Genomic DNA, 16240 nt, shown 5'->3' on the forward strand with positions numbered 1-16240 from the left:
CTGGTCCGCCCTCCCCTTGCCGCCGGCCGCTGGTCGCCTGCGAGGTGTGGGCATTGTAGGCAGACGATCCTGCCCGGACGCGAATGCCGATCCCGGCGGGCCGACGGCGGCCGGGCTCAGAGGGCCGCCCGGTAGACGGCGTCGACGATCCGGGAGTAGTCGACGGGGCGGTCCCTGCCGACGTCGGTGCCGAGCCGGTGACGCGCACCGGTGAGCAGACCGAGGGCCAGGTCTCGCTGTCGATCGACCACGGTCAGGGTGCCGGTCCACCCGGTGTGCCCGATGCTGCCGGGGGCGGGACTGCTCCCGAAGGGCGGATAGGGGTCGCCTGCGCTGGGCGCCACCCGCCACCCCAGGCCGTGACTGGACTCGGCCCGCTCTCCCGCGGTGCGCCCCTGAGGACGGGCGAAACGCCGCCAGACCTCGAGGTCGATGTACTGCTTGCCGTCCAGGCGGCCCTCCCCCAGGCCCAGTCGCAGCAGCACCGCGAGGTCGCCGGTGTCGGTGAACAGGCCGGCATGGCCGGAGACCCCGCCCATGCAGTACCAGGCCTTCTCGTCGTGCACCTGGCCGCGCAGGGTGTAGCGGCGCATCGGGGCCGGTGAGCCGTCGGGGGCCGGCCCGAGGTCCACCGACCCTCCCCGGGTGTTTCCCTCCGGTTCGGTGGCGGCGATCCGGTCGGGGTCGAACCCCTTGTCCAGAGGGTTGAAGACGGTGAAGACCAGGCCGAGGCTCCGGTAGAGGCCGTCCTCCAGCACGTGGTCCAGACGCTGCCCGCAGATCTGCTCAACCAGCAGCCCCAGGATCATGTAGTCCAGATCGGAGTAGCAGTAGCCCTGGTGCGGCGGCCGGGCCGAGGGGGTCCGGCAGATCGTGGCGATGATCCGCTCGCGGGGCACCGGATCGAGGGGGGTGCCCGAGCAGTACAGCGGGCCGGCGGCACGGGGGTTGAAGTAGCGGGGGTCGGCGATCAGTCCGGCCTCGTGGCGCAGCAGATCGGCGACCGTGACACCGCGGCGTCCCGGCTCGCCGAACCGCTGCCAGCCGGCGAAGGTGCAGACCGGGCGGTCCAGGTCCAGTGCACCCCGGCCGACGAGTTCCATCAGGGCCAGATTGGTGGCCCACATCTTGGTGTTGGAGGCCAGGTCGAAGAGGGTCGACCCCCTCACCGGCACCCTCCGGTCGGCGGGCAGCAGGACGGCCGGACCCGGGTCGGCGTCCGGTTGTGCGGTCGACGGTGTGGAGTAGCGCAGCGCGTCACCGCAGTGGTGCTCGTGGAGCACTCCGGCCGACGAGACGACGACCAGGCCGGCCGAGGAGAGCTCCCCGGCCGCCTGGTCGTCGAGATACCGGTCGAGATCCGACCAACCGGTCATGGTCGGGCTCAGTGGGCCGCCGCGGGCACCGGTAGTGCGGCGTTGATGGCGTCCACCGAGGCCTTGGCGTCCCCGAACAGCATCTGCGTGTTGTCCTTGAAGAACAGCGGGTTCTCGACGCCGGCGTAACCGGGCTTCATGGAGCGCTTGAAGACGACCACCTGACGGCCTTCCCAGACGTGCAGGACCGGCATTCCCGAGATCGGGGTGCCCGGATCCATCGCCGCCGGGTTGACGGTGTCATTGGCGCCGATCACCAGAACGATGTCGGTGTCGGCGAAGTCGTCGTTGATCTCATCCATCTCCATGACGATGTCATAGGGGACGTGAGCCTCGGCGAGCAGCACGTTCATGTGCCCGGGCAGACGGCCGGCGACCGGGTGGATCGCGAACCGCACCTCGACCCCCTGCTCGCGCAGCCGCTTGGCCAGTTCGGCCACCGGGTACTGGGCCTGGGCCACGGCCATCCCGTAACCCGGAGCGATGATCACCGAGGAGGCGTCGGCCAGCTGGCCGGCCAGGTCCGCGGCGGTGGTCTCGTGGATCTCCCCCTGCGGGCCGTCGGCGGCCACCATCGGGGCGTCCCCGAAGCCGCCGAGGATCACCGAGACGAAGGACCGGTTCATGGCCCGGCACATGATGAAGGACAGGATCGCACCGGAGAATCCGACCAGTGCACCGGTGATCGTCAGCACCGAGATGTGCAGGCTGAACCCGGAGAAGGCGGCGGCCCAACCGGAGTAGCTGTTGAGCATCGAGATGACCACCGGCATGTCGGCGCCGCCGATGGCGGCCACCAGGTGGAAGCCGAGGAACAGCGACAGGCCGGTGAGGATCGCCAGCGGCAGCCAGGCGATCGGTCCGTCGACATTGGAGAACCAGACCCCGCAGCCGATGACGGCGACCACGATGGCCAGGTTGATCCAGTTGCGGCCGGGGATGGCCAGCGGCTTGGAGGCGATCTTGCCCGACAGCTTGCCCCAGGCCACGATCGACCCGGTGAAGGTCAGGGCGCCGATGAACACACCGATCCAGATCTCCGAGCGCTGGAAGGCCGAGGCGGCGGCGCCGTCCTCCATGAAGGCGTTGAAGCCGATGAGCACGGCTGCCAGACCGACGAAGGAGTGCAGCTGGGCGATGAGCTCGGGCATCCCGGTCATCTCCACCTTGGTGGCCTTCCAGATGCCGATCCCGGCGCCGATGAGCATCGGCACGAAGAGCAGCACGAGGGCGACGGGGTGGTAGTGAGGCAGTGCGACCAGCCAGACGATGGAGGCGATGACCGCGATGATCATGCCGAGGATCCCGAAGGCGTTGCCGCGCTTGGAGGACTCGAACTTCGCCAGCCCGGCGAGGGCGAGGATGAACAGCAACCCCGCGACGATGTAGCAGGCGTCGACGAAATTCGTCAGCCGCCCTGAAATCAGCATCACTGCATTCATCGGTCAGGCCTTCCTGAACATCTTGAGCATTCGAGCGGTCACCAGGAAGCCGCCGAAGACGTTGATACTTGCGATCAGCACGGTGACCGCGGCGATGATCCGGATCGTCCAGGACTCGGACCCCAGCTGGGTGATGGCGCCGACCATGATGATTCCCGAGACCGCGTTCGTGACACTCATCAGCGGGGTGTGCAGGGCGTGGGAGACATTCCAGACGACGTAGTAGCCGACCACCACGGCGACCGCGAAGGTGCCGAACAGACCCAGGAAGTAGGACGGTGCGAAGGTGAGCAGGGCGATCAGCAGGATCGCCAGCCCTCCCACCATGGCGTAGGTCTGGGTCCACGGCCGGGGCTGCTTCTCGACCTTGACCGGCTCGGCGGGAGCCTTGGCGACCGGCGCCGGAGCGGCGGCGACCTGGACGGGCGGCGGCGGGAAGGTGACCTCGCCGTCGCGGCAGACGGTCATCGTGCGGATGACCTCGTCCTCGAAGTCGATGACGAACTGGCCGTCCTTCTCGGGAGTGGCCAGCTTCACCAGGTTGACGAGGTTGGTGCCGTAGAGCTGGGAGGACTGCCCGGCCAGCCGGGAGGCCAGATCGGTGTAGCCGATGATCGTCACACCGTTGTCGGTGACGTACTTCTCACCGGGGTGGGTGAGCACGCAGTTTCCACCGCCCAGGGCCGCCAGGTCGACGATGATGCTGCCGGGCTTCATCGCCGCGACCATCTCGGCGGTGATGAGCTTGGGGGAGGTGCGGCCGGGAATGGCCGCAGTGGTGATGATGACGTCGCAGACCTTGGCCTGCTCCATGTACAGCTCGGCGGCGCGGGCGTTGTAGTCGTCGGAGGTCTCCTTGGCGTAGCCGTCGGAGGACACCCCCTGGTCGGTCTGGGCGGTCCGCACGTGGAGGAACCGGGCCCCCATCGACTCGACCTGCTCGGCGGTCTCGGGGCGGACGTCGGTGGCGAAGACCTCGGCGCCCATCGAGTTGGCGGCACCGAGTGCGGCCAGGCCGGCGACTCCGGTGCCGATGACGAAGACCTTGGCCGGGGGCACCTTGCCGGCGGCGGTCACCTGACCGCCGAAGGTCCGGCCGTAGGCGAAGGCCGCCTCGACCACGGCGCGGTAGCCGGAGATGTTGGCCATCGACGACAGGGCGTCCATCGACTGGGCGCGCGAGATGCGCGGCACCATGTCCATCGACATCCCGGTGATCCCTGCCGCGGCCAGCTTGTCGGTCAGCGCGGTGTCCTGGCGAGGCGCCAGGAAGGTCACCAGCACCGTCCCGGAGTGCATCAGCGCAATCTCCTGGTCGGTGGGGGGGTTGACGGCCAGTACCAGATCGGCCCCCCAGGCATCACCTCCCGAGCCGAGCGTCGCGCCCGCTTCCTCGTAGGCTGCGTCCGGGAACGACGCGCGTTCCCCGGCACCGCGTTCCACGGTCACGTCATAGCCGAGTGTGACCAGTCGTGGGACTGTCACCGGCGTGGCCGCGACCCTGTTCTCACCCGCGAGTGACTCCCGCGGAACACCAATCCTCATGGCACCTGATCCTATTCTCTCGACATCGAGCGATCTCCGGGGGCCCCTCCCCCGGTGCACATCTGCTCACCAGCGCAAATGCGACCACGAGTGGGGTGGTCCAGGATCCTCCTGACGCCCCCGGACGGAGGGCCGCTCAGCCGGCACCGCCGCCCGATGGGGGCCCGGATCCGTGCACCACGGCCACCTTCGGCGGCCACCCGGAGCGCACGGCCATCCGCATGCCGTCGTGAAGGGTCACGAAGAGCAGCACCCCGATCACCGTCAGAGCGGTGGCCGCCGACCCGATGAGCAGGGTCCACCTCGGCCCCCAGGCGTCTCCGATCCAGCCGATGATGGGCGCCCCGATCGGCGTCCCACCCAGGAAGATCGCCATGTAGAGGGCCATCACCCGGCCCCTGACATCAGGATCGGAGGCCATCTGGACGGTGGCATTGGCGCTGGTCATCACGGTGAGGGCGCACAGCCCCACCGGCACCAGGGTGAGGGCGTAGACCTGATAGCTCGGGGCCACCCCCAGCACCGCGGTGAAGACCGCGAACCCGGCCAGCGGGATGAGCAGGGTGCGCAACCGCGGATGGGCCCGTCGGGCGGCCAGCAGGGCGGCGGCCAGGGTGCCGACGGCCATGATCGAGCCGAGCAGGCCGTACTCCCCGGCCCCCTTGCCGAAGACCTTCGTGGCCATCAGCGCGTTGGTGATCTGGAAGTTCATCCCGAAGGTGCCGAGCATGAAGACGATCACCATCGGGACGAGGATGTCGGGACGCCTGCGGACATAGCGGATCCCCTCGCGGACCGCTCCCCCGCCGCGTCTGACCGGCGCGGGGGTGAGCCTGCGCCGGTCCATCACCGCCAGTGAGACGATCACCGCCGCGAAGCTCAGCGCATTGATGAGCAGACAGGCCGACACCCCGACGCCGGCGATCAGCAACCCGCCCAGACCGGGCCCCAGCAGCCGGGCGCCGTTGAACTGGGCCGAGTTGAGCCCGATCGCATTGGGGACCAGACGCATCGGGACCATCTCGGGGACGAAGGCCTGCCGGACCGGGTTGTCCAGGGAACTGAAGACGCCCTGCAGGAAGGCCAGCGCCAGGACGTGCCAGAGCTGGATGACGCCGGTGGCGTCCAGCAGCCACAGGGCGGCGGCGTCCAGAGCCAGCAGACCCTGGCTGAGGTAGAGCAGGTTGTGCTTGGGCCAGCGATCGGCGACCGCACCCATGGTGGGGGCCAGTACCGCGATCGGCAGGAACTGCAGGGCGGTGACATAGCCGAGGGCGCTCGAGGAGTGCTGGGTGAGCTGGGTCAGCACCATCCAGTCCTGGGCGGTGCGCCCCATCCACAGACCCAGGTTGGAGACCAGGGAGCCGATGAAGTAATAGGTGTAGTTGGGAATCGAGAAGGACGCGAAGGTGCGCCCCACCTCGCCCGGGGCGGCTCTCATGCCTGTCCGATCCGGGTGAGGACCTCGGCGGCCCGGGTGAGGACCGCCAGGTCCTGCTCGGACAGCCCCTCCAGGTGCCTCATCATCCAGGAGTCCCGGCTCGCGTAGACCCGTTCGATGACGGCGGTCCCCCGGTCGGTGAGACTCACCAGCACCGACCGGGAGTCCTCGGCATTCCTGGTGCGCCGGACCAGACCCTGACCCTCCATCGCGTTGAGGGTCCGGGTCATCGCCGGTGTGGAGACGCGCTCCCGTTCGGCCAGGGCGGTCGGGGTCTGGGCCTTCGTCCGCACTGCGAAGAGGACGCTGATCTGGTGAGGGGGGATCTCGCTGGTCGACTCGAAGCGGACCCGGCGGGAGATGATCTGGCAGGCCAGCCGAAGGTCATTGGCCAGCTCGGCCAGGTCGGGCTCGGTCGAGATCGGGCGCGGTGATGCCATGGTGACCTCCAGTAATTAGTTCCGGTAATTACCTTAGGCCGCTACTCAACCCCTCGGAGATCAGTCGTCCTGTGGCGACCCGGGGTGCTGGCCCGGTCCCGACTGCTGAGGCGGGTACGGGGGCTGACCGTGCTGGGGAGGATAGGGAGGCTGACCCGGGTACGCAGTGCGACCCTGCTGCGGCGGGTACGGGGACTGACTGCGCTGGGGCGGGTACGGGGGCTGACCCTGCTGCGGAGGGAAGCCGGGCCGCGGCTGTACCTGCGTGTCGGACTGCTGGTTCCACTGGGGCGGCAGCGGGCCCGGACCGAGGGGACCGGATCCCGGGGCGGCCGGTCGGGCAGCCCGCCCGCGGTTCACCACGACCTGCCAGATGGCACCGCCGAGAGTCACCAGCACCGTGACGATGAACAGCCACAGCCCGAATCCCGTCGACACGCTCACCTCCGAGGTCTCGACGGAGGCCCGGCCGAGGACGATGTACAGCTGCTGGGCGACGCCGACGACCATCAGCACCGCGAGGATCCCCGACCCCAGCAGGCCGACGAGATCCCACCGGGCGGGCAGCGCCTCGTCCAGGGCCAGCGCGATGGACCCCATCACGATCAGCGCCAGGAGCAGGACCAGACTCAGCAGCACCCAGGTGTTCCACAGCACCGGGTTCTCCTGACCCTGCCCACCAACGCCGGAGCTCACCCACTGGAGTCCGTTGGACCGCACCGTCACCGAGCCCGACGAGGGCATGGTGATTCGCGTCACCAACCACGGCGCCAGCATCATGAGGACGCTGAGCACTGCCCCGGCGAGCAGCACCACCCGGGGGTAGCGCCTCAGCCAGGTTCCCGGAGCGACCCGGCCCTGCGGAGCGCCCGGCGTCCAGGAGTCGGGCACCGGACGGTGCTGTCCGGGACCACCGTGCCCGGGACCGTGCTGTCCGGGACCGTGCTGTCCGGGACCTTGCTGTCCGGGTCCGTTCTGGGCGGGTCCGTGCTGGCCACCCGCCGGCGCCGGAACCCCCGAGGGGGTCTCCCCCGCCGAACTCTGCCAGTGGGTCTGGGGTTCTCCCCAGGGCGGTTGCTGTGACATCGGTTCTCCTCATCGCGACGACCGGTCCAGGACCCACCCTAGGGGGAGGCAGCTCCGGCCACCACAGCGGAACGGGCCGGGTCCGCACGAGGAGAACCCTCGTGCGGACCCGGCCCGACACCATCGGGGACCAGACGGCCCCGTGCTCACGGCACCACGGGGGTCACTCCGCCAGCACGGCGCCTGCGACCTCGACCACATGGTCGGCGGTGATGCCGAACTCCTCGAAGCACTTGGATCCGGCGGCCGAGGCCCCGAAGTGCTCGATCGACACCGACTGGCCGGCGCACCCGACATACTTCGCCCAGCCCATCGCGATCCCGGCCTCCACCGAGACCCTCGCGGTCACCGCGGAGGGCAGCACAGACTCGCGGTACGTCTCGTCCTGGGCGTCGAACCACTCCTGGCAGGGCATCGAGACCACCCGGGTCGGGGTGCCCGCCTGCTCCAGGGTCTTCTGGGCATCCAGCGCGACACCGACCTCCGAGCCGGTGGCGATGAGGATCAGCTGCGGGTCCGCGCTGGCCTCCGAGACGACATAGCCGCCCTTGGCCACTCCCTCGGCCGAGGCGTACCGGGAGCGGTCGATGGTCGGCAGGTTCTGACGGGACAGCACCAGACCGGCGGGACGATCGGTGTGCTCCAGGATGGTCCGCCACGCCACCGCGGTCTCATTGGCATCGGCCGGGCGCACGACGTCGAGTCCGGGGATGGCCCGGCAGGCCGCCAGGTGCTCGATCGGCTGGTGGGTCGGACCGTCCTCGCCGACCCCGACGGAGTCGTGGGTCCACACGAAGATGCTCGGGATCCGCATCAGGGCGGCCAGTCGCACCGCCGGGCGCATGTAGTCGGAGAAGACGAAGAAGGTGCCTCCGTAGACCCTGGTGAGACCGGAGACGGTGATGCCGTTGACGATGCCCCCCATCGCGTGCTCGCGGATGCCGAAGTGGAGGGTGCGTCCGTAGGGCCCGCCCGGGTACTCGTCGACCACCCGGTTGGCCGGCAGGAAGGAGTCGGCCCCCTTCATGGTGGTGTTGTTCGAGCCGGCCAGGTCGGCCGAGCCGCCCCACAGCTCGGGCAGCTGCGGTCCGAGTGCGCTCAGCACCTCTCCGGAGGCCTTCCGGGTGCTCATCGAGCCGGGCTCGAAAACCGGCAGCTCCAGATCGGCCGGCAGTCGGCGGGCGCTGATCCGCGCCAGCAGGGCCGCCCGCTCGGGGTTGGCCTGCTGCCAGGCGGCGAAGGCGGCGTCCCAGGCCGCGCGGGTGGCGCCGTTGCGCTCGGCGAAGGCCTTGCGGGTGGTGGCGACCAGATCCTCGTCGATGGCGAAGGGGGTGTCCTCGAAGCCGAGCACCTTCTTGAGGGCCGAGATCTCGGTGGCGCCCAGCTTGGAGCCGTGCACCGACTCCTTGCCCTGGAGGTGGGGAAGCGGCCATCCGATGACGGTGGTCACCTTGATGAAGGAGGGCTTGTCGGTGACGGCCTTGGCGGCCTCGATGGCCTCGGCCAGGGCGTCGACGTCCTCGGAGTAGTGGGTGCCGCCGTGGGTGAAGTCGACGGTCCGGACATCCCAGCCGTAGGCCCGGTAGCGGGCGCAGACGTCCTCGGTGAAGGCGATCTTGGTGTCGCCCTCGATGGTGATCCGGTTGTCGTCGTAGAACAGGATGAGGTTGCCGAGCTCCTGGGTGCCGGCCAGCGAGGAGGCCTCGGCGGAGACTCCCTCCTGCAGGCAGCCGTCCCCGGCGATCGCGTAGATGTAGTGGTCGAAGGGGCTGGTCCCGGCGGGGGCGTCGGGGTCGAGCAGGCCGCGCTCACGGCGGGCCGCCATCGCCATCCCGACCGCATTGGAGACGCCGGCGCCCAGCGGGCCGGTGGTCGTCTCGATGAACCGCGTGTGGCCGTACTCCGGGTGGCCGGGGGTCAGCGACCCCCAGGTGCGCAGGGACTCCAGGTCCGACAGCTCCAGGCCGAGACCGGCCAGGTAGAGCTCGGTGTACTGGGTCAGCGAGGAGTGGCCGGCCGACATCACGAACCGGTCGCGTCCCAGCCACTTCTCGTCGGCCGGGTCGATGTTGAGCACCTTGTGGTAGAGCAGGTAGCCCAGCGGGGCCAGCGAGATCGCGGTGCCGGGGTGGCCGTTTCCGACCTTCTCCACGGCATCGGCGGCCAGCACCCGGGCCGTGTCCACGGCCTTCGCGTCCGTCTCAGTCCATTCAAGATGTGCCACTTTGTGATGTCCTCTCATTGGTGTGCCCCGGCCCGGTCCAGGACCGGACCGGGGCGTGATAAAACCTCAGGCGTTGCCAGCCGGGCTCGGTTCGTGCTGCCCGTAGTCGTTCTGGTATCGAGCGTACAGACGGTCGATGGTGTGTTGGGGAATGGGGACGGGCTCACCCATCTGTGCAGAAACCTGGACGGTGTGGGCCACCTCCTCGCACATCGCCGCGGTCTTGACGGCGGCCGTCGCGTCGACGCCGATCGTGAACGGGCCGTGGTTGGCCATCAGCACGGCCCGGGACCGGGATCCCCGCAGGGTCTCCACGATTCCCCGCCCGATCGAGTCGTCGCCGATCACGGCCAGCGGTCCCACCGGGATCTCGCCGCCGAACTCGTCGGCCATCATGGTGAGCACGCACGGGATCGGCTGGTGGCGGGCCGCCCAGGCGGTGGCGAAGGTGGAGTGGGTGTGGACCACCCCGCCCACCTCCACCATCTGCTGGTACACGTAGCCGTGGGCGAAGACGTCGGAGGACGGGCGCAGCGAGGCGTCGGTCCCGTCGTCGACCTTGTGGCCCGCCAGGTCGCAGACCACCATCGCATCGGGGGTGAGCAGCTCGTAGGGCACCCCGGAGGGCTTGATGACCAGCAGGTCGGTGCCGGCCTCCTCGGCGCAGCGGATCCGCTGGGAGACATTCCCGGCGGTCCAGACCACCAGGTTCCAGCGGATCAGCTCCCCGTGGAGTCGGGCCACCTTCTCCCGGGCGGCGTGGATCTGCGCCTGGGTCCGGGCAGACAGGTCGGCGATCCGGATCTGCTTCGGGGTGGCGGGACTAGTCATTGAGGTAGGCGTCCTCCGAGTGGTCCCCGGCCCGCCGCAGCAGTGGTCCGCGCTTCTTCTCGGCGCGGATGTGCGCGGCCCGGCGGATCTCCTTGAGCCGGTGCATCACCGGATTGGCTCCCCGACCGAAGTAGTCGTGCAGGATCCGGTACTCGCGGTAGAGCTCGTCGTACTGGCCGGCGCGCTCCTCGTCGACCTGGTAGACCCCCTCCTCCTTGGCCCCCATCGCCGCAGAGGCCGCCTTGACGTCGGGATAGACGCCGGCCGCCACCGCACCGAAGACCGCCGATCCGCGGGCCCCCGGCTGGGTGGTCAGACCCAGTGACAGCGGAACCCGGCAGATGTCGCAGAGCAGCTGCATGAGGAAGCCGTTCTTGGTGAGGCCGCCGGCCACCACCAGCTCGTTGATCGCCACCCCGGCCTGGCGGAAGGACTCGATGATGGTGCGGGCACCGAAGGCGGTGGACTCCAGCAGAGCCCGGTACTGGTCCTCAGGGGTGGTGGTGAGTGTCTGTCCCACCATCAGGCCCGACAGGTTGGCGTCGGCCAGCACCGAGCGGTTGCCGTTGTGCCAGTCCAGCCCGATCAGCCCGTGCGCGCCGACCTCCTGGTCGCGGCACTTCTCGGTGAGCAGGTCATGGACGCTGATCCCCCGCCGGGCGGCCTGGTCGAGATAGGACTGCGGCACGCAGTTGTCGATGAACCAGGCGAAGATGTCGCCCACCGCGGTCTGGCCGGCCTCGAACCCCCAGGAGCCGTCGACGACGCCGCCGTCGACCACCCCGAACATGCCGGGGACCTCCTTGAGCTCGGGTCCCGGCACGATGTAGCAGGCGGAGGTGCCCATGATGGCGGTCATCTGGCCGTCCTCGACCGCCTGGACGGCGGCGGCGGTGACGTGGGCGTCGATATTGCCCGAGGCCACCGCGATCCCCTCCGGCAGTCCGAGCCGGGCGGCCCACTCGGCGGTGAGCCCGCCGACCCGGGCGCCCAGGGGCAGCACCGGGGCGTTCATCTTGGTCTCGAAGACATCCTCGAACTCAGGGTTGAGGTTGCGCAGGAACTCCTTGGACGGGTACTTCCCGTCCTGGAACATCCGCTTGTACCCGGAGTCCCCGGCCGCGAAGGTGAGGGTGCCGGTGAGGGTCCAGGTGAGCCAGTCCAGGGCGTCGACGAAGACGACGGCGGCGTCATAGACCCGCGGCGCCCACTCCAGGGTCTCCAGAACCTTCGGCATCAGCATCTCGGCGGACAGGATCCCGCCGTAGCGGGCCAACCACGGCTCACGGCGCACCTGGGCCAGCTTGACGATCCGGTCGGCCTGGTCCTGGGCGCCGTGGTGCTTCCACAGCTTGACCCACGCGTGCGGCTCATTGGCGAACTCCTCGCTCAGACACAGCGGGGTGCTGTCGGACCGGCAGGCCAGCACGGTGGCGGAGGTGAAGTCCAGACCGATGCCGACGACATCGGCCGGGTCGACCCCGGCGTCCTTGAGGGCGCCCGGGACGATGTGCTCCAGGGTCTCGATGTAGTCGGCGGGAGACTGCAGGGCGAAGTCCGGCGGCAGCTTCTGCCCGTCGGCGGCGTCCAGGGTGCGGTCCATCACCGCGTACGGGTAGTCGTGGACATCGGTGCCCATCTCGGCACCGTCGCTGGCCCGCACCACCAGGGCGCGGCCGGACAGGGTGCCGTAGTCGAGACCGATGATGTACTTCTGGGACATGGCTTCCTACCTCTGTGTGGGAATGTGAGCGGGTGAGGGTCGGGGCCGCGGACGGCCCCGACCGTCGTCTGATCAGTGCTTCCAGGGGCGCTTGGCCCAGAACCCGTCGCCGACGAAGAGCTTGTCGACCTCCTCCTGGAGGACGCCGGCCTCCAGCAGGAAGTCCAGCAGGGTGTAGCGCGACCGGATCATCTGGCAGCGGAAGTAGGTCTGGTGGAAGCGCTCCTCGGTGAGGCCGATCTGGCCGGGATGGTAGACCCCGCCCACCTCCTTGAGGATCTTCTCGACCCGCTCGGCGGGCATCACCTGGTCGGCGCAGCGGCGCTGGATCTCGGGCCACTTCTGGGCGACCAGCTCGAGACGCTCGCGCAACTGGTCGGCGGTGAGGTACTTGTCCATCGTCTGCTTGACGGCGGGCTCGAGCATGTCGCCGGTGAAGTTGCGGCGGACCTTCGCCTCCATCTCCTGGGCGCTGGGCCACTTCGCGACGGCGGCGTCGATGTCGAGGCTGCTGAAGTCGATCGTGAGGATCTCGGCCCACAGGGCCAGCACCGCGATGGTGCCCAGGCCCACCTTCATGCCATGGGTCAGCGGGGGCTCCTGATCCATCCCGAGCTTCTCCATCTCCCAGGTGTGGGAGAACTGGTGGCCGGCCCCGGATGCGGGCCGGGAGCTGATCCGGTACTTCTGCATCGCCAGACCCGACATCACCAGGCCCTCCACCAGGCCCTCCAGAGCCTCGGGCTTGCCGACCGACAGGCCCTTGGGGTCGGAGATGGCCTGCGGGAGGGGCCCCTGGACCAGATCCCAGACCTCCTTGTCGATGGGCTCGATGCCCAGTTCGTCGGCGATGATCCAGTCGGCCCCGGCCGGCACCTTCTCGATGAGGTCGCCCAGCCCGGTGGCGGTGCACCGCTGCGGCGCCCCGGCCATCGTCGGCAGGTCGGCGATGAGGGCCTGGGGGGCCCGGCAGCTCATCGTGTGCTTGAAGCCGTTCTCGGTGATGGAGGCGCCGAAGGCGGCGTAGCCGTCCATCGAGGCGGCGGTGCAGACATTCATGTAGCGGCGTCCGAGCTCGTCGGAGGCGCGCTTGGTGAGGTCGTTGAGGGTGCCCGAACCGATCGAGCAGGCAATCACGCCGTCGAGGCCGGCCAGGTGGTCGCGGATCTTCTGGACGTTCTCGTAGGCGGCGTAGACGGTGGGGTGGGCCGGGAAGATCATCGGCTCGACCAGCTCGACGCCGGCCCCGGTCAGGGAGGCCTTCACAGCCTCGCCGGCGACCCCCCAGGTGTTGCCGTCGGCGATGATGATCGCCTTGGCATCGCCGAAGAGCTTCGTGAAGACGGGTCCCGTCTGGTCGAGGACTCCGTGTCCCATGACCACCACATCGGTGTCGTCGGAGTCTGCAAGAGCTCTCTCAATAAGTTCGGACATGTCATTCCTCTCGTGGAAACTGTGGGACTGGGCCCCCATCGGTGGCCGGTCTGTGCGACCGGCCACCGATGGGTCCAGTGCGTTGCGTGCTGTGCTGCTCGTGCTGTGCTGCTCGCACTGCCCGGGCCCCGCGGGGCCCGGTCAGTTCAGTGCTTCTGACAGCTCAGTGCTTGGCGGCCTCGTGATCGACGAGCTCGTGGATCAGCGACTGCATCAGCGGGAAGGAGCGCATGTACTTGTCCAGGTAGAACTGGTACTGCTCGTGACGCTGCGGGTCGGGCTCGATGATGTCGATCTCATGGACCATGTTGGCACCGGCCTCCGGCAGGTCCTTGTACAGGCCCGCGCCGACGGCGGCGATCATGCAGGTGCCCAGGACGACGGCGTCGCCCACCTCGGTGAGTGCGATCGGCACGCCGGTGACGTCGGAGTGCATCTGGATCCAGTCGCGGCTCTTGGTCGAGCCGCCGCAGGCGACCATCTTCTCGACATTGACGCCGGCGTCCTTGAAGGCCTTGACCGAGTGGCCGATGCCGTAGCAGACGGCCTCCTGGATGGCGTGGTAGACGTGCGCCGGGGTGTGGGCCAGGGACAGCCCCCACATGATGCCGCGCGCCTTGGAGTCGGTGTAGGGGGTCCGGTTGCCCTGGAAGTACTCGTTGACGATCAGCCCGTCGGATCCGATCGGGATGTCGCGGGACTGGGCGTTGAGGACGTCGTAGGGGTTGAGCCCGACCTTCTCGGCGGCCGCGACGACGTCGGAGGCGAAGTTGTCCTTGAACCACTTGAGGACCGATCCGGTCGACACCCCGGAAGCCTCGACGGTGAACTGTCCGGGAACCACGGCGTCGGTGTAGGACCCCCAGAACCCCTCGCCGTGGATCTCGCGGTCGCTCTGACCGCTGAGCACGTGGGAGGAACCGGTGATGAGGGCGAAGGTGCCCGGACTCAGCACCCCCAGTCCGATCTGGCCCGCCCAGGCGTCGCCGGGGCCCTGGGCGACCGGGATTCCGGGACGCAGGCCGAGCAGCTGGGCGGGAATCGTGCCGAGCACGCCGATCTGCTCGCCGAGGTTGACGACCCGCTCGGGAACCTTCTCGAACAGATCACCGCAGCCGACGGCCTCGTAGAAGTCGACCGGCCAGCCGCCCTGGGCCCGGTTGTAGTAGGAGCGGATCGAGTGGGTGTTGATGTTGGCGGTCCACTCGCCGGTCAGCTTGTAGGTGACCCAGTCGGCGGCATCGACGATGTGGGCGGCGCGGGCGTAGTTCTCCGGCTCGTGCTCCTTGAGCCAGGCGGCCTTGAAGGGGAAGTTCTCGGCGGGGGCGGCGCCCTTGCCGCCGTTGTTCATCAGCCGGGCGACGGAGTCGGACTGCTCGGCGCGGGCCGCCTGGGTGGTGGCGCGGTTGTCCATCCACATGATCGCCGGCCGGATCGACTCCCCCTTGGAGTCCAGGGTGACCATCGTGAAGGTCGTCGCATCGTAGGAGATGCCGGCGATCGCCGAGGGGGAGATCCCGGCGTTGGAGATCGCCCGGTGGGCGCTGGCCTGCAGGGCCTTCCACCAGTCCTCCGGGTCCTGCTCGGCCCAGCCGGGGTGCGGGAAGTTCGTCGGGTAGGGGGTGGCCGCGAAGGTCAGCGGTCGGCCGGCCAGGTCGAAGATGGCCACTCGACACGACTCGGTGCCGTAGTCGATGCCGAGAACGTAGGGTCCGTTGTCAATCATGAATCTCTCCTTTGAGGGTGCCCGTCACTGGGCACCGGAACACAACAGGGGATGAGCAGAAGGTCTGCTCGAGGGTGACGTCCCGTCCCGGGAGGTCACTGGTCGTCGTCGCTCCATCCGAGCTCGTCCCACACCGACGCCGGGATGAGCCGGTCGATCCGGTCCAGCACCCAGGTCGGGCGGTGGGCCCGGTCGAGGGCCGCGACATCGTCGGCGGTGGCCTCCCCGGTGAGCACGCAGGCCGATCCCATCCCGGTGTCCAGAGCCATCTGGATATCGGTCTGGAGCCGGTCGCCGACCATCACGCAGTCCTCCACCGCGACGTCCAGACCCTCCAGTGCTGCGGTGAGCATCACCGGCGAGGGCTTGCCCAGGTTCACCTGGCAGGTGGTCCCGGTGCAGGCCTCGATGGCCGCGGTGATCGCCGCGCAGTCGGGCTCCCCGCGTCCCCCCGGGAAGGGGCAGAACCGGTCCGGGTTGGTCTGGACGAGGAAGGCCCGCTTGTGGAACCAGATGGCGTCGAAGGCGATCTGGAGTTTGCGGTAGTCGAACTGCCGGTCGTAGGAGGCGACCACGATGTCGATCTCGGCGGGGTCCTCCGACAGCCGGATCCCCGCCTCGCGCAGACTGCGCTTCAACGGCTCCTCGGATATCGCGAAGACGGTGGCATCGGGATGGTTGGCCCTCAGCCAGTTGGTGGTCGTCACCACGGTGTTCGAGATGTCGGAGATGTCGGTGGGCAGGCCCAGCCTCTCCAGCTTCTCGACGTACTGCTGCGGATCCTTGGTCGGGTTGTTCGACAGGAAGCGCACCGGGATCCCCCGCTGACGCAGTTCCTCAATCATCCGCTTGGCCCCCGGCAGCAGGTGGTCACCGAGGTAGATGGTGCCGTCCATGTCGAAGACATAGGCCTGCTGGAAGTCGGTGGGGGCGTTCACGATGTCGTTCATTGAGTTCTCCAGGTCAGCGGGG

The 16240-nt window shown here is 69.0% G+C and carries 12 protein-coding genes; all 12 read right to left on the minus strand.

Going from position 1 to position 16240, the window contains the following annotated elements:
* Positions 1 to 116: 116 nt before the first annotated feature.
* The 12 genes from FEZ32_RS00840 to FEZ32_RS00895 all read right to left on the minus strand — a co-directional run bounded on the left by FEZ32_RS00840 (position 117) and on the right by FEZ32_RS00895 (position 16218).
* Positions 117 to 1376, minus strand: a complete 1260-nt coding sequence (locus FEZ32_RS00840; RefSeq protein ID WP_138679672.1) for a serine hydrolase — start codon at positions 1374 to 1376, stop codon at positions 117 to 119.
* 8 nt (positions 1377 to 1384) lie between these two features.
* The gene (locus FEZ32_RS00845; protein WP_097799161.1) at positions 1385 to 2818 is read right to left on the minus strand and encodes an NAD(P)(+) transhydrogenase (Re/Si-specific) subunit beta; all 1434 of its coding nucleotides are present in this window, start codon (positions 2816 to 2818) and stop codon (positions 1385 to 1387) included.
* A 3-nt stretch (positions 2819 to 2821) separates the two neighbouring features.
* A complete protein-coding gene (locus FEZ32_RS00850) occupies positions 2822 to 4363 on the minus strand; it encodes a Re/Si-specific NAD(P)(+) transhydrogenase subunit alpha (protein WP_028702739.1) in 1542 nt (513 codons plus the stop codon).
* Positions 4364 to 4499: 136 nt separating this feature from the next.
* Entirely contained in the window at positions 4500 to 5804 is a 1305-nt protein-coding gene (locus tag FEZ32_RS00855; RefSeq protein WP_097799162.1) for an MFS transporter, read from the minus strand.
* Entirely contained in the window at positions 5801 to 6244 is a 444-nt protein-coding gene (locus FEZ32_RS00860) for a MarR family winged helix-turn-helix transcriptional regulator (protein ID WP_097799163.1), read from the minus strand. The genes FEZ32_RS00855 and FEZ32_RS00860 overlap by 4 nt, the downstream gene beginning before the upstream one ends.
* 60 nt (positions 6245 to 6304) lie before the next feature.
* Positions 6305 to 7330, minus strand: a complete 1026-nt coding sequence (locus FEZ32_RS00865; protein ID WP_138679673.1) for a hypothetical protein — start codon at positions 7328 to 7330, stop codon at positions 6305 to 6307.
* 163 nt (positions 7331 to 7493) lie between these two features.
* Positions 7494 to 9554, minus strand: coding sequence for a transketolase (gene tkt / locus FEZ32_RS00870; protein ID WP_244937879.1), 2061 nt, complete (start codon positions 9552 to 9554; stop codon positions 7494 to 7496).
* Between the two features lie 66 nt (positions 9555 to 9620).
* Positions 9621 to 10385 (minus strand): L-ribulose-5-phosphate 4-epimerase, encoded by a 765-nt coding sequence (locus FEZ32_RS00875; protein ID WP_138679675.1) that lies wholly within the window; start codon positions 10383 to 10385, stop codon positions 9621 to 9623.
* Positions 10378 to 12108 (minus strand): ribulokinase, encoded by a 1731-nt coding sequence (locus FEZ32_RS00880; RefSeq protein WP_138679676.1) that lies wholly within the window; start codon positions 12106 to 12108, stop codon positions 10378 to 10380. The genes FEZ32_RS00875 and FEZ32_RS00880 overlap by 8 nt, the downstream gene beginning before the upstream one ends.
* 72 nt (positions 12109 to 12180) lie before the next feature.
* The gene (locus FEZ32_RS00885; RefSeq protein WP_028702733.1) at positions 12181 to 13542 is read right to left on the minus strand and encodes a sn-glycerol-1-phosphate dehydrogenase; all 1362 of its coding nucleotides are present in this window, start codon (positions 13540 to 13542) and stop codon (positions 12181 to 12183) included.
* A gap of 163 nt (positions 13543 to 13705) precedes the next feature.
* Positions 13706 to 15268 carry an FGGY-family carbohydrate kinase gene (locus FEZ32_RS00890; RefSeq protein WP_097799168.1) on the minus strand — a complete coding sequence of 521 codons (1563 nt, stop codon included), beginning with the start codon at positions 15266 to 15268 and terminating at the stop codon, positions 13706 to 13708.
* 95 nt (positions 15269 to 15363) lie between these two features.
* Positions 15364 to 16218 carry an HAD-IIA family hydrolase gene (locus FEZ32_RS00895; protein WP_138679677.1) on the minus strand — a complete coding sequence of 285 codons (855 nt, stop codon included), beginning with the start codon at positions 16216 to 16218 and terminating at the stop codon, positions 15364 to 15366.
* Between the last annotated feature and the right edge of the window lie 22 nt (positions 16219 to 16240).

This window comes from Acidipropionibacterium jensenii (assembly GCF_005890135.1).
In the GTDB taxonomy this organism is placed as follows: domain Bacteria; phylum Actinomycetota; class Actinomycetes; order Propionibacteriales; family Propionibacteriaceae; genus Acidipropionibacterium; species Acidipropionibacterium jensenii.

Coding starts and splice junctions, on each gene's coding strand:
- FEZ32_RS00840 (WP_138679672.1), bottom strand. CDS start 1,376: ATGACCGGTTGGTCGGATCTCGACCGGTATCTCGACGACCAGGCGGCC.
- FEZ32_RS00845 (WP_097799161.1), bottom strand. CDS start 2,818: ATGAATGCAGTGATGCTGATTTCAGGGCGGCTGACGAATTTCGTCGAC.
- FEZ32_RS00850 (WP_028702739.1), bottom strand. CDS start 4,363: ATGAGGATTGGTGTTCCGCGGGAGTCACTCGCGGGTGAGAACAGGGTC.
- FEZ32_RS00855 (WP_097799162.1), bottom strand. CDS start 5,804: ATGAGAGCCGCCCCGGGCGAGGTGGGGCGCACCTTCGCGTCCTTCTCG.
- FEZ32_RS00860 (WP_097799163.1), bottom strand. CDS start 6,244: ATGGCATCACCGCGCCCGATCTCGACCGAGCCCGACCTGGCCGAGCTG.
- FEZ32_RS00865 (WP_138679673.1), bottom strand. CDS start 7,330: ATGTCACAGCAACCGCCCTGGGGAGAACCCCAGACCCACTGGCAGAGT.
- FEZ32_RS00875 (WP_138679675.1), bottom strand. CDS start 10,385: ATGACTAGTCCCGCCACCCCGAAGCAGATCCGGATCGCCGACCTGTCT.
- FEZ32_RS00880 (WP_138679676.1), bottom strand. CDS start 12,108: ATGTCCCAGAAGTACATCATCGGTCTCGACTACGGCACCCTGTCCGGC.
- FEZ32_RS00885 (WP_028702733.1), bottom strand. CDS start 13,542: ATGTCCGAACTTATTGAGAGAGCTCTTGCAGACTCCGACGACACCGAT.
- FEZ32_RS00890 (WP_097799168.1), bottom strand. CDS start 15,268: ATGATTGACAACGGACCCTACGTTCTCGGCATCGACTACGGCACCGAG.
- FEZ32_RS00895 (WP_138679677.1), bottom strand. CDS start 16,218: ATGAACGACATCGTGAACGCCCCCACCGACTTCCAGCAGGCCTATGTC.